This is a genomic window from Psychrobacter sp. NG27 (genome assembly GCF_016106655.1).
Taxonomy (GTDB): domain Bacteria; phylum Pseudomonadota; class Gammaproteobacteria; order Pseudomonadales; family Moraxellaceae; genus Psychrobacter.
The window spans coordinates 476297-503009 of record NZ_JADGIN010000001.1 but is presented as its reverse complement, the minus strand read 5'-3'; the positions used below and the strand labels follow the sequence as shown (position 1 = coordinate 503009).

The following is a 26713-nucleotide window of genomic DNA, read 5'->3' as shown; positions in this document are numbered from 1 at the left end:
ATTTTGATTCTGTCCATACAGTGATTATCGTTTCTAAATAGCTTAATGTATGCATTATGTAAATTACTATACTAATTAATAATTCTAGGAAAGTCATGTTAAATAGATGAAAGGTACTTTTGTTATGACCAGATACGATTGTGTTGCTCTTGTACCGAGAAGTAGTATGCTTAATTGTATTTACCTAAAAACTAATCATTATTTATTTAAAAAATACTTGTTATTTCCCCATTTCTCTACAGCCATAAACAATCGCGCCATAAACGCTTATAATAGAGTGTTGCAGTTATCTACTGACGGAAGATATAGGGAACACACTATGGGCTGTGTGGCAATGGTGTCGATTTGATGCACTTGCTGATTCACAGTGGCACTATTTCGTATGATCGAGCTATATATCAATATCATCGCATAAATCAAAGGAATGCTTGGACATAGCAGGGACGTGGCAAGTAAACCAATACCTCATCACATATTATTTAACAAAGCTCTGCCTGATAGACAGGTATGACTGATATAAAAGGATTCACAATAATGAATTACTACAAGGATGCTGACAGCACCGAAACCAAAGAATGGTTAGAAGCTTTTGAGTCAGTGGTTAAACATGCCGATAAAGACCGCGCGCAGTTTCTATTAAAAGCGTTGTACAACATGGCGGTGCAAGAAGGCCTGCCGTTCAACAGACTAGATACGGCCTACATCAATAGTATCGCAGTAGAAGACGAGCCAATGTACCCAGGCGATCTAGGCATGGAGCGTAAGATTCGTGCTTTGATTCGCTACAATGCGCTTGCCATGGTGATGCGTGCCAATAAAAATGATGACGATTTGGGTGGTCACTTAGCGACATTCGCGTCTAGTGCCACGCTATATGAAACTGGTTTTAACCATTTCTTCCGTGCCGCTAGCGATCATTTCGGTGGGGATATGATTTATTACCAAGGTCACTCAGCGCCTGGTATCTATGCTCGCTCTTATTTAGAAGGTCGTCTGACCGAAGATCAGCTCGACAATTTCCGCCGTGAAGTCGGTGGTAAAGGCTTATCAAGCTATCCGCATCCGTACCTAATGCCGGATTATTGGCAGTTCCCTACCGTATCGATGGGCTTAGGTCCGATCATGTCGATCTATCATGCTCACGTGCATCGTTATATGGAAAACCGTGGCTTGCTCGAAAAAGAAGGTCGTAAGATTTGGACATTCTTAGGTGATGGTGAAACGGATGAGCCAGAAAGCTTAGGTGCTATTTCTCTCGCTGGTCGTGAGAAGCTGGACAACCTAATATGGGTAGTCAACTGTAACTTGCAGCGTCTTGATGGTCCAGTGCGTGGTAACGGAAAAATCATTCAAGAGCTTGAGTCAGTATTCCGCGGCGCAGGCTGGCGTGTGATTAAAGTCATTTGGGGCGGTAACTGGGACAGTCTACTGGCCAATGACAAAACAGGCGTGCTAAAACACCGTATGGAAGAAGTGGTCGATGGCGAGTATCAGTTGTACGAAGCACGTACGCCTGAATTTACTCGTAAAGAGTTCTTTGGTAAATACCCAGAACTAGAAGAGATGGCTGATGCGCTAACGGATGAAGAGATTTCACGCTTGAACCGTGGTGGTCATGATCCTATGAAGGTTTATGCAGCCTTTAGCGAAGCCATGAAAACCAAAGGTCAGCCAACGGTTATTTTGGTCAAAACCGTTAAAGGTTATGGTTTGTCTGCCCAAACCCAAGCAGTTAATAAATCGCATCAAGTGAAAAAGCTGGATCAAGAAGCATTGATGTATTTCCGTGATCGTTTTGATTTGCCATTTACCGATGAGCAGCTAGAGACGCTACCGTTCTATCGCCCTGAAGAAGGGTCGGCAGAGATGAAATATCTCAAAGGTCGTCGTGAAGCGTTAGGTGGTCATTTGCCAAACCGCCGCAGTGGACATATTCCATTGAACATCCCTGAACTATCAATGTTTGATCGAGTGCTAAAAGGCAGCAATGGTAAAGAGCAGTCAACGACGATGGTGTTCGTCCGCTTACTATCAGCCATGCTAAAAAACAAAGACATTCAAGACCGTGTCGTACCAATCGTACCTGATGAAGCACGTACTTTCGGTCTAGAAGGTATGTTCCGTCAGTTGGGTATCTACTCTGCGGTTGGTCAAAAATATACGCCAGAAGACAGTGAAGCATTGATGGGCTATAAAGAAGCCATCGACGGTCATATGTTAGAAGAAGGCATCAACGAAGCAGGTGCAATGAGTACATGGATTGCGCTTGCAACCAGTTACTCTGTGAACGCGCTACCGATGATTCCGATGTATATCTACTACTCGATGTTTGGTTTCCAGCGCATCGGTGATTTGGCTTGGGCGGCAGGCGATTGTCAAGCGCAAGGCTTCTTGTTGGGTGCAACGGCTGGTCGTACGACGCTTAACGGCGAAGGCTTACAGCATCAAGATGGTCATTCACAGATTCTATTTAACGTCGTTCCTAACTGTGTGACTTATGATCCTTGCTTTGGTTATGAGCTAGCGGTTGTCATGCATGATGGCCTACGCCGTATGTATGGTGAAGGCGAGCGCGTTTATTATTACCTAACGTTAATGAACGAGAACTACGAACAACCTGCGATGCCAGAAGGTGCCGAGGAAGGTATCAAGCGCGGTATGTATTTGTTAGAAGACAATGGCTCAGCACAAGTACAGTTATTGGGTTCTGGTGTGATTTTACGTGAAGTACAAAAAGCATCAAAAATCCTAAAAGATGAGTTCAACATCACCTCTAACGTTTGGAGCGTGACCAGCTTCAATGAGTTGACTCGTGACGGCATGGTCTGTGATGACTACAACCGCTTGCATCCAATGGATGAAGAGAGAGTGCCTTGGGTGACTGAGCAATTGGCACCGCACGAAGGTATCGTCGTCGCTGCGACCGATTATATGCGTAACTATTCAGAGCAGATCCGTGCTTGGTTACCAGACAATCGTCCTTACACCACGCTAGGGACTGACGGCTATGGTCGTTCTGATACTCGTGAAAACCTACGCAGCTTCTTCAATGTGGATGCGGCTCATATCGTGGTTGCCACGCTCAAGCGTCTTGCCGATGAAGGTGAAGTTGAGATGCGTCTGGTAAAAGACGCGATTTCAAGCCTAGGTATCGATGTCGATCAGCCACCTGCATGGCAACAGCAGTCTTATTCGGATCATTCTCCAGATGCGCCAGCACCAGGTAACGTCAATCCGACTCCTGTGCCTGAATTTGTTGCTGAAGATGATGATGAAATCAGCAATGAAGGCCGCGCTGAAGACCAAGCCGATGCGACTTTACTCGATGACGGCGATGTCAAAGAATAATAATCATAAGACAAGGAAATAAATCATGGACATTAAAGCCCCCGATTTGGGTGTTGATAGCGCCGAAGTTAGTGAGATTATGGTAGAAGTGGGTGATGTCATCGCAAAAGATGACAACATCATTTTGTTAGAATCTGACAAAGCCTCAGTAGAAGTACCAAGCTCTGCTGCTGGTAAAGTCACCAAAATCAGCGTTGCGATCGGTGATCAAGTCAGTGAAGGTATGGTACTGATTGAGCTTGAGAGTGCAGAAGACAGCGCAGAAAGTGATGATAGCGCTGCTGAGGACAATCAAGAAGCGAGTGATACAGAAGCTGCTGCTAAGTCAGAAGCAAAAGTCGAGCCAGCTGCAACTGAGTCAAAGCCTAGTGCAACGCCTGTGTCTAACGCTGGCAAAGCCACGACTCATGCCTTACCTGATCTAGGTGTCGATGAAGCGCAAGTTTCTGAGATTATGGTCAGTGTTGGTGATATCGTGGCTGCGGATCAATCAATTCTATTGATTGAATCTGATAAAGCATCGGTAGAAGTACCCGCACCAGTCGCTGGCAAGATTGAAAAAATACTGGTCGAAACAGGTGATATGGTTGCCAATGGTCAGGACTTTATCATCATTGTCAGTGATGCTGCTGATGAAGGTGAGTCTACATCAGATAGCGCTGAGCTAAAGCCTTCAGCACCAGCCAAATCAGAAGAGAAAGCTGCTGCTAAACCAACTGCTGAGCCAAAACAGGCAGAAAAATCTGCAACGCCTAATGCGGTCGCTAGTAAACAAGCTGACAAATTGACCGAAGCACAGGTTAATGAAAAGCTGGTCGATGTCTATGCAGGGCCAGCTGTACGTAAGCTGGCACGTCAGTTGGGTGTAGATATCACTCAAGTGAATGGCTCAGCATTGAATGATCGTATCTTAAAGGAAGACTTGTTTGCTCACGTTAAAGAAAGTCTGACCACACAGAAAGCCGCACCTGCAAGTAGTAGTACTATCAGTTCAGGACTGCCAAAACTGCCAGATATGAGCAATACTGAGATTTGGGGTGAGACAGACACACAAGACCTTAGCCGTCTGCAGAAAGTCTCTATACCTCAGCTCAACTACAATACGCTGCTGCCACAAGTCACACAGTTTGATCTGTCGGATATTACCGAGACGGAAAAACTGCGCGGTGAGCTAAAAGGTAGCATGAAGGCGGAAGGTATTGGTTTTACCATTCTAGCTTTCGTGGTCAAAGCAACTGCTCATGCCTTGACGCAGCATCCACGTTTTAACAGTCACTTAAGCGATGATAATACTCAAGTTATCTTGCGTAAGAGCGTCAATATGGGTATTGCAGTGGCGACTGATGATGGACTTATTGTACCTGTCATCAAAAACGTGCAAGACAAAGGTCTGAAGCAAATCGCTATTGAGATCGGCGAGCTTGCGGTTAAAGCGCGTGATAAGAAACTCAGTACCAAAGATTTACAAGGCGCGAGCTTTACGATATCAAGCCAAGGTAACTTAGGTGGTACAGCCTTTACACCACTCGTTAACTGGCCACAGGTGGGTATCTTGGGTGTATCTGAGGCAAGCATGCAGCCACGTTGGAATGCCAAAACACAAAGTTTTGAACCACGTCTGATGTTGCCGTTATCATTGTCTTATGATCATCGTGTGATCAATGGCGCGGACGCAGCTGTGTTCACGCGTTATATCACAACCTTATTGGCTGACCCACGTCATATATTGATTTAGATTGATTTATGGGTTGATAAAATCCTGAATGAAAAAGACTGCCTAAGGGTGGTCTTTTTTTATGTGTATAGTCAGAGAACCGCTAAATGGCTACAGCGTTACCCTCTCTAGATGTACTCCTTGTACAATCTTCGGTCGGCTGCCTTGTATCCATTTTAGACTTCTGTGACTATATATCATAGGCAGCGAAAGCGCACAAAGAAGCCAGCTATAAAGCTGGCTTCTGTTACTCATGCTATTTTTACTGTCTTAGAACTGTTTTACAAATGCTACGCCGTATACCCAAGGGCTGATATCGACTTCGCCAAGCTCAACAGTATTACCATTAGACTCAACACTGGCGTCTGTTTTGATGTCCATATAACGAGCATCAATACGGAAGTATTCAGTTGGGGCAAATGGGATATCAAGACCAATATGGCCTGCAACGCCCACGCTGTCATCAAGCTTTAAGTTCTCAAAAGCATCGCTATAGATCTTTTCTTTGAAAAAAGTCGTATAGTTCACACCAACACCTACGAACGGCTTAACGTTCATTGGCATGTTATAGCCATCAAAGTGGTATTGTACAGATAAGGTCGGTGGTAGATGCTGAGTTTTAGCATCAATAGTGGTATCGCCAGCAGTTAGAGTAATGTCATGATGGAATGGCGTCGCGGCTAGTAATTCAATACCAATGTTGTTGGCAACGAAATATTCGCCGCTAACGGTTGGTTGAATATCGCTGTCGACGTCGACCCCAATAGTGCCATCTGCCAATGTACCGTTATTGCTCTTTGGATCAACCATATGAGCGCCAGCAGCAACAGACCAAGTACCCGCAGGTACAGCAAATGCGGTGGTCATAGTCAGTGCAGCAGCAGTAGCTAAAACTAGGGATTGGAGTTTCATTATTTAATTCCTTAACATGACAGGGAGTGGTTAATCAGTTTTTAATGAGGGATGACATTAGAAACTGATACATAATGCTATAATAAAAATCAAAATGGTAACATTATAACGATATTGTAATACAAAAATCACTGCTTTTGGTAAGGTTTTGAACATAAAGTAGCAATGCTTGCGTAATAAATAGTATGGATACGTACTATCATCGACTAAGACTAAAAAGTTTTTTAATACTGAGAGATTCTTAGAGGTACTTTATCCGCATCATTTAGGGTTTTTTACTCACAATCTAAAAAAGGCGTAATACATTATGCTGGGTTATTGTAGTAACTCTCCTCTACGCTGTGAGCAGGCACGGGCTACCAAGATATTGAATCAGGTGGATTCTTGTTGTCATGAATGTGGGTTGTTTTTAATACCTGCTAAGGACATCAGTCAACAACTGCGTGCTGATGAGCGGTTTTTGAGACTGTCCATGTTGATCGCTATGTCTGTCATGTTGCTGTCAGTGAACATCTATTACTTAGTTTCTATGTAGTACGTTATAGCTGATAATGATCTGCTGACACCGTTTGAATTGAGGACATACCCTCGTCAGGGTTATGTTCACTTTATTATTTTATTCATATAAAGCCGGTATTTCACCGCATAGGGATAGCATGCTGCTGCAATCTATACAGCGCTTACGTCATTTTGTTTATGATATTTTGCAAAATGAAGAACATGACACCTTGTTCAGTCGTTACGTGGATTATTTTCTGATATTTCTGATCATGACAAATGTGGCCGCTGTGATAGCCGAATCAGTCGATCAATGGTATTACCCGTATCAGAATTATTTTACTTGGTTTGAGAACTTTTCCATCGTTATATTCTCGATCGAATATCTGCTGCGTTTATGGAGTGTTGGGGAGGCTAAGCCTGATCACACCACTTGGAAACAGCGTTGGAACTGGCTCAGAAGCCCATCTGCACTGATTGATCTGATTGCAATTGTCCCTGCTTTTTTAAACTTCTTCGTCAATATCGATTTGCGTTTCTTACGTATCTTACGCTTGTTCCGTATTCTTAAACTGACCCGTTATTTTGCCTCTATGCGTATTTTGCTCGTGGTGATTAGTAAAGAGCGCGGCTCGTTTCAAGCGGTTATTTTTATTTTGATTATTATGATCGTAACCGCCTCTAGCGGTATTTATTTGGTTGAAAACCATGCACAGCCGGAGGAGTTTGAGTCGATACCTAAGGCAATGTGGTGGGCTGTGGTGACTTTGACGACCGTGGGTTATGGTGATGTTACACCGATCACCAACGCTGGCAAGATACTGGGTGCCGTTATTACGATATTGGGTGTGGGTCTTGCAGCACTGCCTGCTGGTATTTTGGCAACAGGGTTGGCAAATGAGCTCGCCCAGCGCCGTGAGGAGCTTGAACAGCATTTTCGAGAGCAGCTGATTGATAGTGATTTTGATCTGGTACAGAATCAGATGATGATTGATAAGATTCGCCGTGAGCTGGGACTGGATAAAGAGCAAGCACAAAATATCGTACTACAAGTGCTGCGTGAGCAAGAGCTTGAGCGGCGCGAGAGAGAAGTTGAGGTACGTCAAAAGAATTTTTGCCCGCATTGCGGTGAGGGTTTATGATGGCAGATATAGTCGTCTGTAGTAGGTAGGGCTTTTGCTAAGTCTATTGACTACGCTTTTGACTGGTTTAAAACCTGTGTTTTGAATGCTAGAAACAAAAAGATGCGGTTCAGTCATAAAGCTGAACCGCATCTCTTTTATATACTGTTATTGATGAGCGTTATATGCCCTGAGGGATAGGCAGTGCACGTGCAAGCTCATGAGCCACTTCTTTGGCGGCCTCTGATAGGTCATCAGCCGTCAGGGGTAAATTCTGTAGCGTCAAATGCCAGTCATCAACAGCCCGGCGCAGGTGTGCTACCCAAAGCGTCGTACAATCACGGGGTAGTTGCTTTAGATTGACTTCAAAACATCGATTGCCTTCATCATCACTCAGATGAATCTCACCTTTGATGACTCTAGAAAACGAATGACCATAATAAGAGTTGGCAACCAAAGCAATGTGAGTGATGTGCAGTGGAATTTTTTCAAGCTCCAGTCTGATCTGCTCTTGATCAAGCGGCGCAAGATACATGGCTTGCTCGCCGCGATCCTTTCCGTTTAGACTGTCCCCTTGATGCTTGACTGATTCGGCTTTGTCACGCAATTGCTTGAACCAAACGATATCGCTAATGACGCAATTGTCATCATATAAGACACAAGCCAAATCAATATCCATTGCGCTTTTGTTTTTCTTAAAACGCTTAAACAACCCTTTTGGCTCAATTTTAGTAAATTCATAATTGAGCGCAAAAAACAAAGTTCCCGCATCCAAGCCCAGCCCTCTGAGACTGTCTGAAAGCAATGGTAATGGGGCGGTGGTCGGCATAATATTCCTTTTTAGTTCTTAATTTTTAATAACTGCCATCATATGAACATTGATCAGCGCGAGCACTATTAGGCTATCCATCATTCACTGTTGGCGCTTTGTCCAATACGGCTTCATAGAGCAGGGCAGGCTTAGCATCTAATAAACCACTACCAAAACCGCGTAACCACCAGACCAACTGTGAGGTCAAATTGATCGTCGCTTTTATCGTTAGAGTATTATCATCATTTGATAGGACGATTTGATCGTCACTCAGCTTGCTTTCGGTGAGGCTTTTGCCGGCTTGCTTGGTAAATTGTAGCTCAACGGCTGTGTTTTTACCACGTTCAGCCATTGTACCAAATAAAGGATGACTAAAGCCCATGCTGCCTTCATCTAGATAAGTATCTAGTTGAAAGTCTTTGGGTGTTTGCGCTGCGCTATCGAGAATCTCAACGCTGTCAAATCGATGCAGTGCAAAGGTGCGAATGATGGATTCTTGGTCATCAGTACGAGTGGCTAGCAGATAGATAATTACCCCGCGCTGGATAATGGCAATGGGGTTTAGGGTATATTCGCTGGCTTGTGATTGATTGCCACGGGTATAGCAGGCACTGATTTGTAATTGATAAAACAGCGCATGATAGATATTGTCTTTGCTGTCCAAATCTATATCTGGGGCGATAAGAGGCTGCGTGGCAGGTTCGATACTCACTCTGTCTATCCACGAGTGAGTTACCTTGCTGTTTTTGAGCTGCCGCCGTGCAAGATCAAACCAAGGAAACAGCTCATCTAAGATAACAGGCGGTAGTAGCTGCGTCAGATTGGCTTCAACCATATTGAAAGCCACGGCTTGTGATAGGTTCATATGTGGCAAGCTCTGGAGCGGTGCATCATCACACCAACGCCATCCTTGTGGGTTGGCATTGTTTTTTTCGATAGGAAAGCGTTTGGCCAGTGCGTTTAAGTCACGCTGTACGGTACGTAGACTGATATCAAAGCCTGCCATCATTAGCTGGTCATAGATATGCGTGGTGCCGACCCAGCGGTTGCGTTGTAACTGAGACAGTACTTGCCACTGACGAGCAGTTGTCGCTGCACCGTGGCGATTATCATTGCTGTCCTTTGAGGCACTGCTATCCGTCGTTACTGGCGTGTCCGCTTGCTCATGAGATTCTGCTTGAGTTTGAATATTATCGGTGCCAGTAGGGATTACAGTCATTGGGAGATAGCCTTTATAAAGTCATAAGTCGATTCTGGCAGTTCTGATAGTTCTAACAGTTTTTTATGCGGGATAGTCATTCCACTATAAAAGTATGACTGTGCCAACCTCGCTTGAAGTATTCAATATACCTCTACGCTCGGTTGCCATGTAATACTTTTAAATTGAATCGACTATAGAAGCGTTTATCATCGCAGAACAGCCGCATCGCGTTTAGGGACGTTCGTCTGCGTTTATATTCTATCAAATGTTGAATACTTTAATGTCATAAGCGAGCAGGTTACGTCACTATGTGTCGTCTACTATTATGTCAACGGGTCTGATTTTTTCTTGATAATCGATGCTTTTCTCAATACCAGAGTGCTGTTCAGCATCAGAAATTTGCTTATCATCAGTTTTGTCAGGGTCTTTTTTTGTCTTTTTAAGCGTGTCTTTTTTGCGCTTAGGTGCCTTTTTGTGGTGCTTTGCTTTGCGATTTTTCTTTGATTTCTTATTCTTTTTTTCATCGTCGATGTCATCACCACTATTTTGGTTTTCATCCCAAAGCATCAGACGACTTAGTACTTTGCCAAATAATGTGTCTTTGCGATAGCGGTCTTTTTTATTCGTCGTATCAATGGGTAGACCTGTCATCAATGTCAATGCTTCGCTGAGTGTATAGACGCCATAGATGTGAAAGTTGCCAGCTTTCACTTCTTCAATGATATCGTCACGCAGCATCAACTGCTTAACATTGGCCATTGGAATGACCACGCCTTGCTCACCAGTTAGGGCTTGCTCTCGGCACGCATCAAAGAATCCTGCGATTTTGGCATTGATACCGCCAACCGCTTGCACTTCACCCAATTGATTCATTGAGCCCGTAATGGCGAGAGATTGGTTGATCGGCACGTTTGCCAAGGCAGATAGTAGCGCACAGCCTTCGCTGACGGTAGCGCTGTCACCATCGATTTGGGCATAACTTTGCTCAAACGCGAGCGACGCACTAAAGTTCAGCGCGTGGTGCTGGCTAAAGAGCGCACGTAAGTAGCTGGTCATGATGAGCATGCCTTTGGCATGCAGGCTGCCACCTAAATCCACATCGCGCTCAATATCTAGAATTTCACCAGCACCGATATTGGGTTGAATGACAGCAGTCAGACGGGCGGGCATGCCAAACTCACTGTCCGCATAACTGACGACGGTTAAGGCGTTGACCTGCCCAACAGCAACGCCTTTGGTTTGGATAAGCTGCTGACCATTTTTGAGCTCATCCCAGTACAGATCACGAAGATATCCTGAGCGCTCATCCATATCATCGATTGCTTGAGTAACGTGATCAGCTGTCACCAACTTTTGATCATCCAAGCGGGCATGGCGGTTTGACTCATGCAGCAGTTTAATCAGTAAGTCGCTATGCAAGCTCAAACGGTCTTGCTCTTCAGCTTGTAAGCTTAAATGCTCAAGCAAAGTGGCTTGTGCGCTACTGTCAAAAGGATATAGGTCGGCATAATCGATGATGTCTGCCATTTTTGCGACCAGTGCCAGTTCATGCTCGCTAGTGCGTGACACGTCATCATGAAAGTCAGCACGGACTTTGAACACAGCATCAAACTCAGGCTCAAGCTCTAACAGCTCATAGTAAAGATCCGCTTCACCCAACAAAATAACTTTGATATCTAGCTCAATCGGGGCAGGCGATAACGACAAACTGCCAGTTAACGTCAGCATCTGCTCAAGGCTAGAGAGTTTTATTTTGCGAGATTGCAGCGCACGCTTTAATCCTTGCCATGCATAAGGGTGTTCAAGCAAGTGGCTGGCCTCTAACAGTAAATAACCACCATTGGCACGGTGCAGCGCCCCTGCTCGAATCATGCTGACATCGGTTGTGACTGTACCCAGTTGCGTGATTTGCTCGACATGGCCCAGCAAGTTGAGATGGGTTGGTAAGTCTTCAAACACCACAGGCGCGCCACTTTCTGGCGTATGACTCACAATAATATTGACCGCATAGCGACTGGGTGTTGTGGCAAGGGCTGCAGTCACAAACTCTTCATCATCACCATTGACGATACGCTCGACATGGGTAACCATGTCAGAAAATACCGTTTTAAGATACTCGATGACCAGCGGATGCGCGGTGAACTGCTCATAAATAGGTGTAAATAATGGCTCTAGCGCGCGCTGGGCAATACTACGATGTAACGCCTCTATAGCATCATTGGCCTCATCTTCTAACTGCTCAAGTGCAATCGTTAGTTGACTGAGCCGCTTTTGCATATGGTTTTTTTGTGCAAAGTTACTTAGTTCTGCCTCATAGTCACTGTTGCCATAGTTGCTATCACCAAAGGCATTATCGCTATCAATATTGGCATTGTTATTCAGATCAAGAGTATCAGCTTCAAGGCGGTCTTCTGCTGTTGAAGTACGCTCATGGTTATTAATAGCAGCTTTATTATCGTTACCCTCATTCTCTACCGTAAGCTTACTGGGATGAACGAACACAGCTTTATTATCAAAAGGGCGGAACGTCAAGGCCAAATCGTATTGTTTACCCTCAGCGTTGAGCACCTCATAAGCCTGACTTTCTTTTTGATGCGTGTTGTTTTTGATGGCTTCAATTTTGCTTTGGTACTGGTCACTTCGAAAGCGTTGGCCTAGGCGTTTTTTGGCGTGTTGCCACAAGTGGTTGACTTGCTGTTGCAACAGGGATGCTTGACCGGCAGACAGGCGCAACGCCAATGGAGTGCGTGGATCGGTAAAATTATGCACATAGACCCAGTCGTCAGGTGTCGTCTCATCAGCAGCAATACGGGTCAGTAAACGGCTAATGATGGTGCGTTTGCCTAAACCGTTCTCGCCTGCAGCAAATACATGGTATCCACTCGCTTTTATATCTAGAGCCGTATGCAAGGCTTTAAGCGCACGCTGTTGACCAAAGCCAACATCTAAGTCAGGCGCAGTACGGGTATCTGTTGGCAGATCATCAGGGTCGCTATAACGCTTTAGTTGCTCAGCTGAAATGGCACAGTTTTGCTGAACCTCGACGAATATAGGATGCGGCGTCTGAGCGTCATCTTTCTTAGCCTCTGATGAGTCAGTAGTAGGTGATGCTACATAGTTAGCATCTTTTGATACATCAGATAGGGGTGTGTGTAAATGTTCGGTCATAGGCGTTGAGGCATCATCTTAAAGGTATTAAAGGAGTCGGTATTCTATCGAGCTTGGTGTTTCGTATTTATTCTAAGTGTCTATAATATAGTGAATCAATCAAGACATACTACAAGATATGGTTATGTTTTAACCATACTATTATACGTATTTTGTATTATATCTATAAAAATCACTAGTATGGCCAGTACAAACAAGCCCGTTAATCAGGATATTCGATGCTATCAAAGCAGAATAACGCCTCATGATAGGCGCAGATAGTATAAGATGTCGCACATTGGCGCAATCTGCAACTATTCAATGAGCAGACTGCATGATAAAATAGTCGGTTCACATGTCAAAACTGGATAACTTGTTGTATGTCAGCTTCCGCTAAAACCACATCTTCTGCTAGCACAGGTACTATCCGCATTGATCCAACCGGCTTTGTAAAGCTTGGGTCGCAATTGCCAAAGCTGGCCAATATCTTGGCACAAGCCGTCAATGAGCTGGGTTTATCGTTAACCCAGATGCAGAAGCGCACGTTATTGTTGTACTTAGACCAGCTTTTGTTGTGGAATAAAGCGTATAATCTGACCGCCATCACGGATCCAGAAGAAGCCCTGATCAAGCATGTGATTGATTGTTTGTCTATTATAACGCATTTACCATCAGGCTCGCTGCTGGATATCGGCACAGGCGCAGGATTGCCTGCAGTAATTATTGCGATTTGTCAGCCTGAGCGCCCTTGTACGGCGCTTGATAGTAACCAAAAGAAAATCCGTTTTATCAAGCAGATCAGTAGTGAGCTTGGTTTGAGTAATATGCAGCCCATTGCTTCGCGTATCGAAGCCCATGAGGCTAGCTATGCTGTGGTGACATCTAGAGCCTTTGCCAGTCTGATAGACTTCGTAGAAGTGGCACAACCAAGACTGGCGGATGGCGGGTACTTATGTGCGATGAAAGGTAAAGCGCCAAGCGAGGAAGAACTGCAAGCGTTAGAGGGTGATTGGCATATCAAAACCATCAAGCTGAGCGTGCCGCGTCTACATGACAGCCGTCATTTAATTGAAATGTCCAGTCGAATTGCCTAAGCGATTAATGCTTTTAAGTGATTGAGTAGTCATGAAACAAAGACAGTTTTTTGTGAAACACAGTTTACGTCTCTGGCTAAATGACATAGTATCTAACAGCATTAACATTTATCGCAGCTGAGTTGATCGTAAGAAAAGAATCAGTAATAGACCCCAATGAAATCGAGTGAGTGTATGGAAATCATCGCAATTGCGAATCAGAAAGGCGGCGTGGGTAAAACCACAACAGCGGTAAATCTGACCGCCAGTTTGGCTGCAAAGCGCAAGCACGTACTGCTGATTGACCTAGACCCACAAGGCAATGCGACTAGTGGTACTGGTGTCGACAAAAACGAGCTCGCGCTGACGATAGCAGATGTGCTACTCGATGGTGTGTCATTATCTGATGCTATCGTGGCCAGTCCTGCTGGGTTTGATGTCATTGGTGCCAATCGCGACTTGGCTGGCATGGATATCACCTTGATGAGCAAGACCGACAGCCATGAGCTGTTTAAAACGGCGATGACAGCACTGGTTAATGATCAAGTTGCCCAGCAAAAACCCGCCTATGATTATGTGATTATAGATTGTGCGCCAAGCTTAAACTTGCTGACTATCAATGCCTTGGTCGCCACTGATAGTGTGATTATCCCTATGCAGTGTGAATACTATGCACTTGAAGGATTGGCAGATTTGTCACAGACGATTGAGCGTTTAACAGAGCTTAACCCCAAGCTGTATATTCGCGGTGTCGTCAGAACCTTATTTGATGCACGTAATACACTTGCTCGAGATGTCTCTGCTGAGTTAGAAGCACATTTTGGGGAAATTATGTATAAGACGCATATTCCAAGAAATATCCGCTTAGCCGAAGCGCCCGCACATGGGCTGCCAGTCATCGCGTACGAGAGATGGTCAAAAGGCGCACGCGCTTATCAAAAGCTGGCCGCTGAAGTGATGAAACAAAGCAGTTAGTTTTAATAATTTTTTGATAAAAAGAATTCGATAAAAAAGTATTTAACAGCATATTCAGTAAGCCGTATCAGTAATCAATTGGCTTTTATTTTAGTGTTAGAGGATAGGCAATCATGGCGAAGAAAAGAGGGTTGGCGGCTAATCGAGGTTTAGATGCCTTGCTTGGGTCAATCAAAAAAGAAAAGCAAATTACCGCCTCTGCATTGCAAGATGACATGGCAGCGCGCGACAATTCTTTGCTTACTGATGCGCCAGATACCGATATGCCAAACGCTAGCCAATCAGCGAACACAGATCGCACGTCAGACAATGATAAGTCAACGGTTCGTTCAATTGCTGCTGATGATAATGACGTCAGTCAGCGAAAAACTCGTGCGCCGCGTGCGACAAGTAAGAGCAGCATGCATAAAACTGGCGCTAACAAAAATCGTGTCAGTGGCGTTGATGCCAGCACTGAAGATCAAATCAGTTTGGTACAAATTGACGTCACTCGTCTACAGGCAGGTAAATACCAGCCACGCCGTGATATGAGTGAGACTGCCCTTGCAGAATTGGCGTCTTCTATTGAGCAGCATGGGGTGATGCAGCCTATTGTTATTCGTCCGCTACTGGCAAACGAGGACAAAAGCGAGGCATTTGTCACCCATGAGATTATTGCAGGTGAGCGTCGCTGGCGCGCGGCAAAAATGGCAGGAAAATCTGTTATCCCAGCCATTGAGCGTGCCTTGTCAGATGAGTTGGCGATCGCGCTAGCACTGATTGAAAACATTCAGCGTGAAGATTTATCAGTGATCGAACAGGCGGCGGCATTACAACGCTTTCATACAGAGTTTGGCATGAGTCATGCGATGATTGCTGAGGTCGTTGGTAAGGCGCGTACGACAGTATCGAACTTATTACGCCTCAACCAACTGCATGATACGGTAAAAGATCATTTAGCCAGCAGTGCATTAGATATGGGTCATGCGCGCACGCTGCTTGCGCTATCTTCTGAGCAGCAGCCTATTATTGCCCAAAAAATCATCGATGGCGGCATGACGGTGCGAGAGGCTGAAAAACTGGTCAAATCAATACTGCAGCCTGCGCCCAAAGCCAATCGTATCGAACAAGCGCAGTCTCGTGACGCTGAACGTCTGACCCAAAGACTGACCGATATGTTGGGTGCACAAGTTAAGCTGAAACATAAAAAAGATGGGCAGGGCAGTGTTGAGATTTTCTTTGAAAGTCAGGATCAGCTAGCCGCTTTAATCAAGCATATAGAAGCACAGTCTTAATATAGGGTCGAGTTAGCATTGTCTATTCATATACTGACTTGCCTGCATAGCAACGATAGCAACGATTTTTTCAACAACATGGAAGAAACTGAATATGTGGGAGTTGGTAAAAGCGGGTGGCTGGCTGATGACACCTATTGTTGTGTGCTCAATACTCGCACTGGTGATCATCATCGAGCGGAGCCATACCCTACAGTTCAATAAAATCGTTCCCAGCAGATTACGTGAGCAGCTCATTACTCGCCTGCGCGAAAATGGCGATATTGGCCGCACGCAATTGATGAATGTTCGAGAGAAAACGGCGCTTGGTGATATTCTAGCGACCGGCTTGCTGTATCGCCAGTATGGTCTAGAGTCTATGACCATGCATATGCAAAACCGTGCTAGTGTGCAAATACATCATTTAGAAAAAAACATCAATATGCTAGGTACGATTGGCGCGATTTCGCCATTGCTCGGTTTGCTAGGGACAGTGCTAGGCATCATCTCATCCTTCTTGGCGATTACTGATGGGGCCATGCAAGACCCAACGATGTTAGCCGCTGGCGTCTCACAAGCGCTTATTACAACTGCTGCTGGTATGGTTGTTGCGATTCCTGCACTGGTGGCTTATCGATATTTTCAGCGCCGTATTATCGACATCAATGCTCAGTTTGAGACCCAAGCAGGGCTGATGGTGCAAGAGCTATATGATTATCAGTTGCTTGATTATGCTCATGTGGCGATGCCTGCTAATTATGTGCCAGTCGATGACAGTATGGCTGATGATCAGTCATTTGATGGGTTAGGCTCAGACAAAGCCAGCATCGCTGCGCTATAGGGCGCTATAGTCAGTAAGGTTCTATAGACAAGCATGCTCAATCCTATGATTGGCAGTTAAATTGAAGAGACGGATATGCGCTTTAGAAAACCGACGGTTGAGCCACTTGAAATTAATCTAACGCCGATGATTGACTGCTTATTGTTTTTGATTGTATTTCTGCTATTAGCGACTTCTTTTAACCACTTTAGTCGTCTAAATATTATTCTTCCTGACGCTGAAGGTGTCGCGCTCACCGAACAAAGCAACAGCATTGAAGTCGCGGTACAAGAGGACGGCAGTTATTCAGTGAATGGCATCACCCTTGCCAATAGTAATGAGGCTGAATTGATCAGCATGCTACAGCAAGAGGCAGGTAGTAATCGTGATATGCTCTTTGTGATTGCTGCTGATGCTAATGCCACTCATCAATCTGTGGTACGGGTAATGGACGTCGCAGGAAAGCTAGGGTTTTTGAACCTCAATATCAGTACGGTTGTACCTCTGGGTCAACCATTACCGCAATAGTATATAGTTGCTTTATATCGCTGTTTTATATAGCTACGTTAGTGTCACTAATAATCCTATGAAGCTGTGCTTTTAGCACAGTTTATTCATATCATAATACCCAAATCGAGGCTTTTATGAGCCAAATATATCAATCCGACTCAAAAGCATCCGCTAATAAACTGTCAGCGGAGCCATCAACGACGCCTAAACGTCAGACTCTACTTCGTCTACTAAGGTATTTAAAGCCTTATTGGTGGGCATTGGCACTGACTGTGTTAGGTTTTGCGATTAATGCTGGAACAGAGATATGGATTGCTAAGCTTTTGCAGTACATTACTGACGCTATCAATCAAGGCGATCAAAGCAAGCAGAACCTGTTTCCATTACTGATTATCGCATTGTTCTTCGTACGTGGTTTGGGTAGTTTTTTGGGTAACTATTATTCTGCTTTGGTCTCGCGTAACTTGGTGTATGAATTGCGAGTAGAGGTTTTTAATAAATTGCTGCGTTTACCAAGCTCATTTTATTTGGCCAATCCAGCAGGTACTATTTCATCAAAGCTTATATTTGATGTGGAACAGGTCACAGCAGCCAGTACAGAATCTATGAAGACGGTGTTGCGTGATGGCCTGACAGTAGTGGCTTTGCTTGGATTTTTGCTCTATAGCAATTGGCGTTTGACCTTAATTTTATTTTTGGTACTACCACCAATACTATGGCTTATTCGCATCGCATCTAAGCGTTACCTAAAATTGTCTAAGGGCATTCAAGAGACGATGGGTGATGTCAGTCATATTACCAATGAAGTCATCGGCGGCTATCAAGTGGTCAAAAACTATGGCGGACAAGCATACGAAGCCGAACGTTTTGATAAGACATCAAAAAAGAATCTACGCCAAGGTATGAAGGTGGTTGTTACCAATAGTATCAATACGCCAGCAGTACAGCTATTGATGGCAATAGCGATGTCAGTTGTGGTTTGGCTCGCACTGCGTCCATCGGTGATTAATAATATCTCGGCTGGTGAGTTCATCTCCTATATCGCGGCGGCTGGTCTACTAAGTAAGCCCGTTCGTTCGCTGACAGATGTGAACCAAAAATTGCAAAAAGGCATCGCAGCTGGCGAGTCAATTTTTGCGCTACTAGATGAGCCAGAAGAACAAGATACAGGTGTGCTCAGCTCAGCCTTAACCGGTGAGATGAAGCTCGATAATGTCAGTTTGATCTATCCAGATTCAACAGTGGCACTGCGCGACTTTACGTTAGATATCCGTGCAGGAGAGACCGTTGCATTGGTAGGGCGTAGCGGGGCAGGTAAATCCTCCTTGGTAAACTTGTTAACACGTACGCTCACCACAACTTCAGGACAGATCACACTGGATGGTATGCCTATTGAAGACATAAAACTTGAGAGCCTGCGTGCTCAGATTGCGATGGTCAATCAGCAAGTGGTTCTGTTTAATACGACGGTATTTAACAACATCGCTTATGGCAGTTTAGCCAATAAGAGTCAGTCCGACGTTGAGCGCGCTGCAAAAGATGCTTTTGCTCATGATTTTATTATGAAAATGCCAAATGGCTACCAAAGCGAAATCGGTGCCGAAGGTTTGCAACTATCCGGTGGTCAGCGTCAGCGCTTGTCTATTGCGCGCGCACTACTAAAAGATGCGCCTATTCTTATTTTGGATGAAGCGACCAGTGCGCTGGACAACGAGTCAGAGCATTATATTCAGCAAGCGCTAGACAATGTGATGAAAAACCGCACGACATTGGTGATTGCGCATAGACTGACCACTATCGAGTCTGCTGATCGTATCGCTGTGTTGGATGCAGGGCAGATTGTCGAGCTAGGCACACATACAGAATTGATGCAGTTGCAAGGCCATTATGCACAGATGTATGACCGTGATTTTGAATAGAGTCATGTGATTCTATTTCAATATGTATTTTATGATAAAGCAGCACTGAATTTATAGATTAAGTGGTCAATAAACATGAGCATTGAAACGACAGTGACACGTGCATGGCAACGCAAAGCCCTTTGGTTGTGGCTATTGCTACCCATTAGCTGGTTGTACGGACTCATCACGATGCTTCGTCGTCAAGCTTATAAAATTGGTTTGCTATCTAGTTATCGTGCACCTATTCCCATCATGGTCATTGGTAATATCAGTGTGGGCGGTAGCGGAAAAACGCCATTGATTATTGCATTGGTTGATTATTTACAAGACAAAGGCGTTGAAGTCGGGATTATCAGTCGCGGCTACGGTGGGGATTCGAGTCAAATGCCAGCATTGGTTACCGCGATTAGTTTGCCAAATGTAGTAGGGGATGAGCCTTGCTTAATTGTCAATATGACAGGGGCTGGGATGGCAGTATGCCCCGATCGTCAGCAAGCAGTGACCACCTTATTAGATGCTTATCCAGATTTACAATTAATTATTGCAGATGATGGCTTGCAGCATTATGCGTTGCAACGTGATATCGAGTGGATTGTGGTCGATTCGGCACGCGGTTTTGGCAATGAGCAGCTACTGCCAACAGGGTTTTTACGTGAGCCAATGTCACGACTGCAGGGTACCACTGTCATTTATCATGAAAAGTTAGAGACAGGTGCAATTCGTAATAATAAAGACAATAATATGCTGCCTCTAGCCAATCATTCGACTATGCATTTAATGCCTGACAAATTGCATCACTTGTGGCAACCTGAACCAACTGGTACTAACAAAACTAATGCCAAAGTGAACAATATTGGCATGCCTGAAAAGGGCAGTCAGGTACACGCCGTCAGCGGGATTGGTTATCCGCAGCGTTTCTTTGATACCTTGGGTTCTATTGGCTTTGAGGTAATCGGTCATCCTTATCCTGACCATTATGATTTTAGCTTGGCTGAGCTATTACAGTACTCTGACTATCCGATTGTGGTCACGAGTAAAGATGCGGTCAAAATAAGAGCATTACTATCAGCGTATATAGCAGCGCAAGTCCTAAGTGATGAGTATATAGAGCTGGTCAGTAGACTGTGGGTGTTGCCGGTCACAGCTATATTATCCGATAGCTGTTATGACAATTTAGACGAGCAACTCAAGACACTAGGTATTCAGTCTGATACTGATATCCGTATGAAAACTACGTGATAGATAACCACTAATACTTTACATTGCCAAAAAATTTATAGGAACAAACCATGTCGCCTGTCACCACATCTGCCAAAACCCATATTGTTATTCCTGCACGCTTTAAAAGTACTCGTCTGCCTGGCAAACCATTACTACAGATACATGGTAAGCCGATGATACTGTGGGTGGCCGAAAAAGCACAGGCTGCGGATTTCGCTGATGACTTGTGTATTGCAACCGATGACGAACGTATTGCTAAAGTATGTACAGAGGCGGGGTTTGATGTGGTGATGACCAGTAGCGAGCACGCTTCAGGTACAGATCGCTTGGCAGAAGTTGCCGCCATCAAAGGTTGGGCCAGTAATGATATCGTTGTCAATATGCAAGGGGATGAACCACTCGTACCGCCTTTATTATTAGAACAGGTGCAGGCACTGTTGGTAGCTGACGAAGACAGTGTGATGGCGACGCTGTGTGAGCCTATCGAGGACTATGAGACATTCGTGCGACCTTCTGTGGTAAAAGTGGTCAGTCAGCAGGCCAATAATCGGCAGCGTGCGCTGTATTTTAGCCGAGCGCCGATTCCTTGTGACCGTGATGTTGCATTGGCAAACGAGCTGCAAACATCAGCCCCAAAAAATGCCTATCGTCATCTAGGGTTATACGCGTATAGAGTCAGTCTGTTGGAGCAGTTTGTGCATTGGCCACAAACGCCACTAGAAATCATGGAAAGTCTAGAGCAGCTGCGTGTTTTAGAAAACGCTGAGCATATTGCCATTGCCGTTGCGGCCTGCCAATTGCCTGCAGGTGTCGACACACAAGAAGATTTGGATCGCTTAAATGCGATGAGTTTGGCTGACTTTGATCTTAGCTGATTGACGATATGGCTTCGCTTTAATCAAGTTTGATAGCTATCTAGCACATCGTTTTCGAGCTGTGTCTTAACCAATCCCATCTGATAGAGCCCTCACTATGAATGATCTGACAGGAAGTACCCACGCACCAGAGATTTCTGATACTGTGTATTTTGCTCCGCTTTTGCCTTGGCAGCAGGGATTGTGGTCACAGATGACAAAGCGAGTGTTGGCATCGCAGCAGTCGATACCCCACGCGTTACTAGCGGCTGGTATGCAAGGTATGGGTAAGCGCGCTTTTGTATGGAGATTGGTCGCGTGGCTACTGTGCCGCGAGCGTCAAGCGCATCTATCTGGTGCTTGCGGTATATGTGAAAGCTGCCAATGGCTCAAATCAGGCACGCATCCAAGCTTGCAGGTATTGCCTCTCATCAGCATGCCCATGCGTGCAGAAGACAGCACTACTAAAGAAAAACCAAGCAGCACCACAAAAGACAAGAAGGCTGCCAAAACAACCAGTAATACGGCTCTAAAGACTAAGATAGATGATATTCGCGCTTTACAGCCTTTTATTTATCAAGGCGGGCAAGGCATGCGCATCTGTGTGTTAGATCATGCAGAACAAATGACCATTGCTGCTGCTAATGCCCTACTCAAAACATTAGAAGAGCCGCAGTCGCAAGTACATTTGTTCCTGATTAGTGATAGCCCAGCTCAGCTATTACCAACCATTAAAAGCCGGGTACAGCAGTTGGCATTACAGAGCATTGAGTCATCTATCGCCGCTGATTATGTGACGCAGGCGCTTGGATCAACAATCAATCGCGAAGCAGTGGGCGATTCGGCGATCCATCAGCTTATACAGCTGAGCAATGGTGCACCACTGGCGGCAATCGCTTTAGCGCAGACACCATGGTACAGTAAACGTGCACTCTGGCTGACGACGTGGCAAGCATTACGTAGCGGCAAGCGCAGCAGCATTGCAGCCAGTGACTATTGGCAAAACCAGTTAGATATCAAGGCATTTATTCAATTGTCTGAGCTGATGCTATTGGATATACGCCGCGTTTGTCTGGGGCTAGATGAACTACAAAAAGACATGAGTCTGTCTGAAATTTTGGCTTCTTATCAACCTATAAACAGTGCTCTTGAGACGTTTGCCACTAGCTTACAGCAGACCAAAATTGCCCTACAACAAAATGTGCAAGAAAAATTTGCCTATGATAAGCTAATGCAAGAGTTGGCTTATTTATAGCGTGGTATAGTCAAGTCTATATAAATCCGCTACATCGTCATCCTCGCTAAGCATACTAATGTATAACTTGCACTCGGTTTCCTTGTATCGAAATTATATTGAACTGACTATATGATAATAATAAATCATGCGTAGCTGTTCGTAAATGCTTTGATTTACATGGTATAAATGCCTGACAAGCTTAATAATTCATAAAATATAGTAGACCCACTTAATCAAGGAAGCTAACTATGGCAATGCCAGGACGTGGCGGGATTTTGACCTGTCATATTGAAAATATCGAGATGCTGTATGCCAGCTATTTGTCTTTTGTGACTAATGGCGCTCTATTTGTGCCTTCCGACCAACCGCAAAAACTTGGCAATGAGGTATTCATTGCGATCACACTTCCTAACTCAAGTGAACGCCTACCTATGAACGGCAAGGTGGTTTGGATCAACTCTAAAGCGCAGGGCGGTCGACCAGCAGGGTTTGCCGTCCAAATCGGCACTGATATTGCGGGACTCAGAATAAAGAACGAGGTTGAGCGGCTACTGGCAGGTAAAATTGATAGCTTACAATCGACTTATACGATGTAGTCTGTATAACTATCGATATTTTTACCCACTGCTATATTCAATCCTCTAGAAATTGGATACGGTGTCAGGCTTGCTTAGTCTACAAGTTGTAGTACTTTCACTCGCCTTCCTTGTATCCAGATTATATTGAACCGACTATATAATCAGTTTTAAATAAATATCGCCATAAAAAAGCAGCCTTATACTTGATATAAGGCTGCTTTTTAGTAGAAGTATAGTCAGTGAACTACTAAACCGCTACGGTGTTACCCTCCCTAGAGGTACTATATGTACAATCTGCGGTAGGCTACCTTGTAGCTGTTTTAGATTTCTTTGACTATATCAACAAACTGGCGGAATGTGAAAGCGTTCTAATAACGCGGCGGCACATACATATCATTTGGGATAGGTTCGCGGTAATATTCATCATCGCGTTTGCGATTGGGTAATTCAACCTCGTCACGAGGCACTTCTTTATACGGGATTTGTTCGAGCAAATGGGCTATACAGTTCAGCCTAGCACGTTTTTTATTGTTGCCCTCGACCACCCACCACGGTGCTTCAGGAATATGAGTGCGCTCAAACATGGTTTCTTTGGCTTTGGTGTAGTCTTCCCAGCGTCGGCGCGACTGCAAGTCCATTGGCGAGAGTTTCCACTGCTTAAGCGGATCATATATTCGGCTCATAAATCGTGCATGTTGCTCATCATCAGTAATAGAAAACCAGTATTTTACTAAGCGAATGCCTGAGCGTACCAGCATACGCTCAAACTCTGGTACCGATTGAAAAAACTCTTCATACTGTGCTTCTGTACAGAAGCCCATCACATGCTCAACACCGCCGCGGTTATACCAACTGCGGTCAAACAATACAATCTCGCCAGCTGCTGGCAAGTGAGCGACATAACGCTGAAAATACCACTGCGTCTGCTCACGTTCCGTGGGAGCGGGTAATGCGGCAACACGGCAAACTCTGGGGTTCAAACGCTGAGTGATGCGTTTAATAGCGCCACCCTTACCAGCAGAATCACGCCCCTCAAAGATAACAACAATGCGCTCACCGCGATCAACGACCCAGTCTTGTAGCTTTATGAGCTCTCGTTGTAGTCGTACCAATTCGTGAAAATATGTTCGTCTGTCTAGTTTTTCTTGTTCGCTCATCTCGCGTCCATCAAAACGAAAATCACGTGCACAGTCATCTATTTCATTCTCAAGCTCTTCATCATAGGTATCGATTAAATCTTGGTGCATTTTTCGACGTAACTCATCATCCAGAACTTCTTTTTCGATACGCTCTAAAAGAATGGATTGTTCTCGATTATATTGATCCACATGCTCTTTAGTCGCTAAAGATTCAAAGTCAGCCGTTGTACGCGGTTCTGTCATCACAAATTTCTCAGAACCAAAAATGACTTCCCTCAGCTTTTCTAATAAATATTTTGTCTTACCCATAAATATTACCTTTGTTTGGCATATTGGATTTTGTAAGATGGTGCTCCCTCGTTCACTTTTATAATAACAAAATACGGGCAATAAAAAATGCCCTTTAAGTTAATTAAAGGGCATTTTTACAGACAGATGCTGATTAAAATAATAAGTCAGCGTATCTCTCTTTTTAGACTACATACAATCCAGATTATTTTTCTAGAATACAAGTCACACCTTGACCACCTGCTGCGCAGATAGAGATGAGTGCACGGCCTGAGCCTTTTTGATCGAGTAGTTTGGCAGCAGTGGCTAAGATACGACCACCAGTAGCAGCAAACGGATGACCTGCAGCCAATGATGAGCCATTAACGTTTAGTTTGCTACGATCGATAGATCCTAGTGGTGCCTCTAATCCTAGGCGCTCTTCGCAGAATTTCTCATCTTCCCACGACGCAAGTGTTGACAATACTTGTGAAGCAAAGGCTTCATGAATCTCATAAAAGTCAAAATCTTGTAGCGTCAGACCAGCACGTTCAAGCATACGCGGTACGGCATACGCTGGTGCCATTAGCAGGCCTTCAGTCGTGCCAGATTTACCAATGAAGTCAACCGCAGCCGTTTCTTGATGCACGATATAGGCAAGCGGTTTTAGACCATGCTCTTTTGCCCACTCATCCGTACCCAATAGCACACAAGAAGCACCGTCAGTTAGCGGTGTAGAGTTGGCAGCAGTCATCGTTGGATTGGCATTCTTTTTGCCAAATACAGGTCTGAGTTTAGCCAGTTTTTCTAAGGTTGTGTCTGGGCGCAAGTTGTTGTCACGAGTCAGACCTTTGTACGGCGTGATTAAGTCGTCAAAGAAACCTTCATCATAAGCACGTGTTAGGTTTTGATGACTATTGAACGCAAGCTCATCTTGTGCTTCGCGGCTGATGTTCCACTCAAGCGTCGTGATCGCTTGGTGCTCACCCATTGATAAACCCGTGCGTGGCTCGCCATTTTGCGGTGAATCAATCAAGTCTTTTGGGTTTAGACCCATCAACGCTTTTAGGCGTTGCTTGTTGTCTTTTGCGGCACCCAGTTTGATAAGTACTTTACGTAGGCCATCGCCAACTGCGATAGGCGCATCAGAGGTCGTGTCTACACCGCCAGTGATGGCTGAATCGATAAGACCAAGTGCAATCTTGTTTGCAGAGGCAAAGGTCGCTTGTAAGCCAGTACCACAAGCTTGTGAGATGTCATAAGTTGGCGTGTGCGGGTTCAATGCTGTGTTCAATGTTGCTTCACGAGTTAGGTTGATATCGCGGCTCAGTTTCATGACAGCGCCAGATACCACTTCACCTAGTGTCTCACCTTGTAGGTTGTAACGCTCAACCAAACCATCTAAAGCAGCCGTTAGCATGTCTGTGTTGCTGACGTCAGCATACGGACCGTTTGAGCGTGCAAATGGAATACGGTTACCACCGATGATGGCCACACGGTTTAGGCCTGATGCAGGCTTTGCTTGGCTGGCTTTTTTAGCGGTAGGCTTTTTGGCAGCAGGCGCATCTACTTTATCATCAGCTACTTTTTTGCTGGCAGTTTCTTTAACAGTGCTTTCTTTAGCAGCGGTTTCTTTTTTGGTATTGTCCGCTTTGGTACTAGTCGCTTTAACAACAGTGCTTTCAACAACAGGACTGTCTGGATGATTGTTTTTATTACTCATAGTATTATCCTTAAAAAGTATGTGTAGAAAAAAAGTTAAAAAATAGGCAACTTGTCTTAATCAATAAATATTATCATTTATTATGTGACATAGATGCTTATCATAAGGTGTTTTTATTCAGTTAATGTATATCTTTAGCAAACGATGTGACGCTTGTATCAGGTCAATAATAAATTCATAACCATTATTCATCGCTTTGATAGACTGACTAGTAAGAAATATTAGCATTGCACAATTCTATGTTTGATAATATATTGTTATCAATTATAGGATATGTCATAACTTATTAGTCGGATTTTAACATGTTATAGTGTTCTTTAACGTGAGAAAAAGTGGCCGTCTTGTATACTGAGTTGTTTACAGATTGTTGTAGACATTGTCTGTTTTTGGACTTGTTTATGAGGTCAGTG

19 protein-coding genes are annotated in these 26713 nt (G+C 44.6%); 13 read left to right on the top strand and 6 right to left on the bottom strand.

Annotated features, from left to right (window positions below):
- The first annotated feature begins 534 nt into the window (after positions 1 to 534).
- The gene (aceE, locus tag IP485_RS02005) at positions 535 to 3348 is read left to right on the top strand and encodes a pyruvate dehydrogenase (acetyl-transferring), homodimeric type (RefSeq protein ID WP_198325778.1); all 2814 of its coding nucleotides are present in this window, start codon (positions 535 to 537) and stop codon (positions 3346 to 3348) included.
- A 25-nt stretch (positions 3349 to 3373) separates the two neighbouring features.
- Positions 3374 to 5083, top strand: a complete 1710-nt coding sequence (locus tag IP485_RS02000) for a 2-oxo acid dehydrogenase subunit E2 (protein WP_198325777.1) — start codon at positions 3374 to 3376, stop codon at positions 5081 to 5083.
- Positions 5084 to 5332: 249 nt separating this feature from the next.
- On the opposite strand, the gene IP485_RS01995 is transcribed toward IP485_RS02000, so the two are convergent.
- The gene (locus tag IP485_RS01995) at positions 5333 to 5974 is read right to left on the bottom strand and encodes an OmpW/AlkL family protein (RefSeq protein WP_198325776.1); all 642 of its coding nucleotides are present in this window, start codon (positions 5972 to 5974) and stop codon (positions 5333 to 5335) included.
- Positions 5975 to 6630: 656 nt separating this feature from the next.
- Here IP485_RS01995 and IP485_RS01990 point away from each other — a divergent pair.
- Positions 6631 to 7614 (top strand): ion transporter, encoded by a 984-nt coding sequence (locus tag IP485_RS01990; RefSeq protein WP_194363038.1) that lies wholly within the window; start codon positions 6631 to 6633, stop codon positions 7612 to 7614.
- 160 nt (positions 7615 to 7774) lie between these two features.
- Here IP485_RS01990 and IP485_RS01985 read toward each other — a convergent pair whose 3' ends face one another.
- From IP485_RS01985 to IP485_RS01975, 3 genes are all read right to left on the bottom strand, one after another.
- Entirely contained in the window at positions 7775 to 8422 is a 648-nt protein-coding gene (locus tag IP485_RS01985) for a TerD family protein (protein WP_198325775.1), read from the bottom strand.
- A 73-nt stretch (positions 8423 to 8495) separates the two neighbouring features.
- Positions 8496 to 9623, bottom strand: a complete 1128-nt coding sequence (locus IP485_RS01980) for a helix-turn-helix transcriptional regulator (protein ID WP_198325774.1) — start codon at positions 9621 to 9623, stop codon at positions 8496 to 8498.
- Between the two features lie 288 nt (positions 9624 to 9911).
- On the bottom strand, positions 9912 to 12773 hold the full coding sequence (locus IP485_RS01975; RefSeq protein WP_198325773.1) for an ATP-binding protein: 2862 nt from the start codon (positions 12771 to 12773) through the stop codon (positions 9912 to 9914).
- Between the two features lie 359 nt (positions 12774 to 13132).
- On the opposite strand from IP485_RS01975, the gene rsmG reads away from it, so the two are divergent.
- The 10 genes from rsmG (at position 13133) to IP485_RS01925 (ending at position 23192) form a co-directional block, all read left to right on the top strand.
- Entirely contained in the window at positions 13133 to 13846 is a 714-nt protein-coding gene (gene rsmG / locus IP485_RS01970) for a 16S rRNA (guanine(527)-N(7))-methyltransferase RsmG (protein WP_198325772.1), read from the top strand.
- 174 nt (positions 13847 to 14020) lie between these two features.
- Positions 14021 to 14800, top strand: a complete 780-nt coding sequence (locus IP485_RS01965; RefSeq protein ID WP_198325771.1) for a ParA family protein — start codon at positions 14021 to 14023, stop codon at positions 14798 to 14800.
- A gap of 113 nt (positions 14801 to 14913) precedes the next feature.
- Positions 14914 to 16074: a ParB/RepB/Spo0J family partition protein gene (locus IP485_RS01960; RefSeq protein ID WP_198325770.1), complete on the top strand. Its 1161-nt coding sequence runs from the start codon at positions 14914 to 14916 to the stop codon at positions 16072 to 16074.
- Positions 16075 to 16168: 94 nt separating this feature from the next.
- On the top strand, positions 16169 to 16894 hold the full coding sequence (locus IP485_RS01955; protein WP_227686366.1) for a MotA/TolQ/ExbB proton channel family protein: 726 nt from the start codon (positions 16169 to 16171) through the stop codon (positions 16892 to 16894).
- Positions 16895 to 16969: 75 nt separating this feature from the next.
- Positions 16970 to 17401 (top strand): ExbD/TolR family protein, encoded by a 432-nt coding sequence (locus IP485_RS01950; protein ID WP_198325769.1) that lies wholly within the window; start codon positions 16970 to 16972, stop codon positions 17399 to 17401.
- Between the two features lie 116 nt (positions 17402 to 17517).
- Positions 17518 to 19302, top strand: coding sequence for a lipid A export permease/ATP-binding protein MsbA (gene msbA, locus IP485_RS01945; RefSeq protein ID WP_198325768.1), 1785 nt, complete (start codon positions 17518 to 17520; stop codon positions 19300 to 19302).
- A 75-nt stretch (positions 19303 to 19377) separates the two neighbouring features.
- Positions 19378 to 20523, top strand: coding sequence for a tetraacyldisaccharide 4'-kinase (lpxK, locus tag IP485_RS01940; protein WP_198325767.1), 1146 nt, complete (start codon positions 19378 to 19380; stop codon positions 20521 to 20523).
- A 50-nt stretch (positions 20524 to 20573) separates the two neighbouring features.
- Positions 20574 to 21380: a 3-deoxy-manno-octulosonate cytidylyltransferase gene (gene kdsB, locus IP485_RS01935; RefSeq protein WP_198325766.1), complete on the top strand. Its 807-nt coding sequence runs from the start codon at positions 20574 to 20576 to the stop codon at positions 21378 to 21380.
- A 97-nt stretch (positions 21381 to 21477) separates the two neighbouring features.
- Complete coding sequence (locus IP485_RS01930; RefSeq protein WP_198325765.1) at positions 21478 to 22614, top strand: DNA polymerase III subunit delta'; 1137 nt, start codon at positions 21478 to 21480, stop codon at positions 22612 to 22614.
- Positions 22615 to 22844: 230 nt separating this feature from the next.
- Complete coding sequence (locus IP485_RS01925) at positions 22845 to 23192, top strand: PilZ domain-containing protein (RefSeq protein WP_198325764.1); 348 nt, start codon at positions 22845 to 22847, stop codon at positions 23190 to 23192.
- Between the two features lie 350 nt (positions 23193 to 23542).
- Here IP485_RS01925 and ppk2 read toward each other — a convergent pair whose 3' ends face one another.
- Together ppk2 and IP485_RS01915 are read right to left on the bottom strand one after the other, a co-directional pair.
- Positions 23543 to 24622, bottom strand: a complete 1080-nt coding sequence (gene ppk2, locus IP485_RS01920) for a polyphosphate kinase 2 (protein WP_265090928.1) — start codon at positions 24620 to 24622, stop codon at positions 23543 to 23545.
- A gap of 184 nt (positions 24623 to 24806) precedes the next feature.
- Positions 24807 to 26303: an acetyl-CoA C-acetyltransferase gene (locus IP485_RS01915; protein ID WP_198325763.1), complete on the bottom strand. Its 1497-nt coding sequence runs from the start codon at positions 26301 to 26303 to the stop codon at positions 24807 to 24809.
- Between the last annotated feature and the right edge of the window lie 410 nt (positions 26304 to 26713).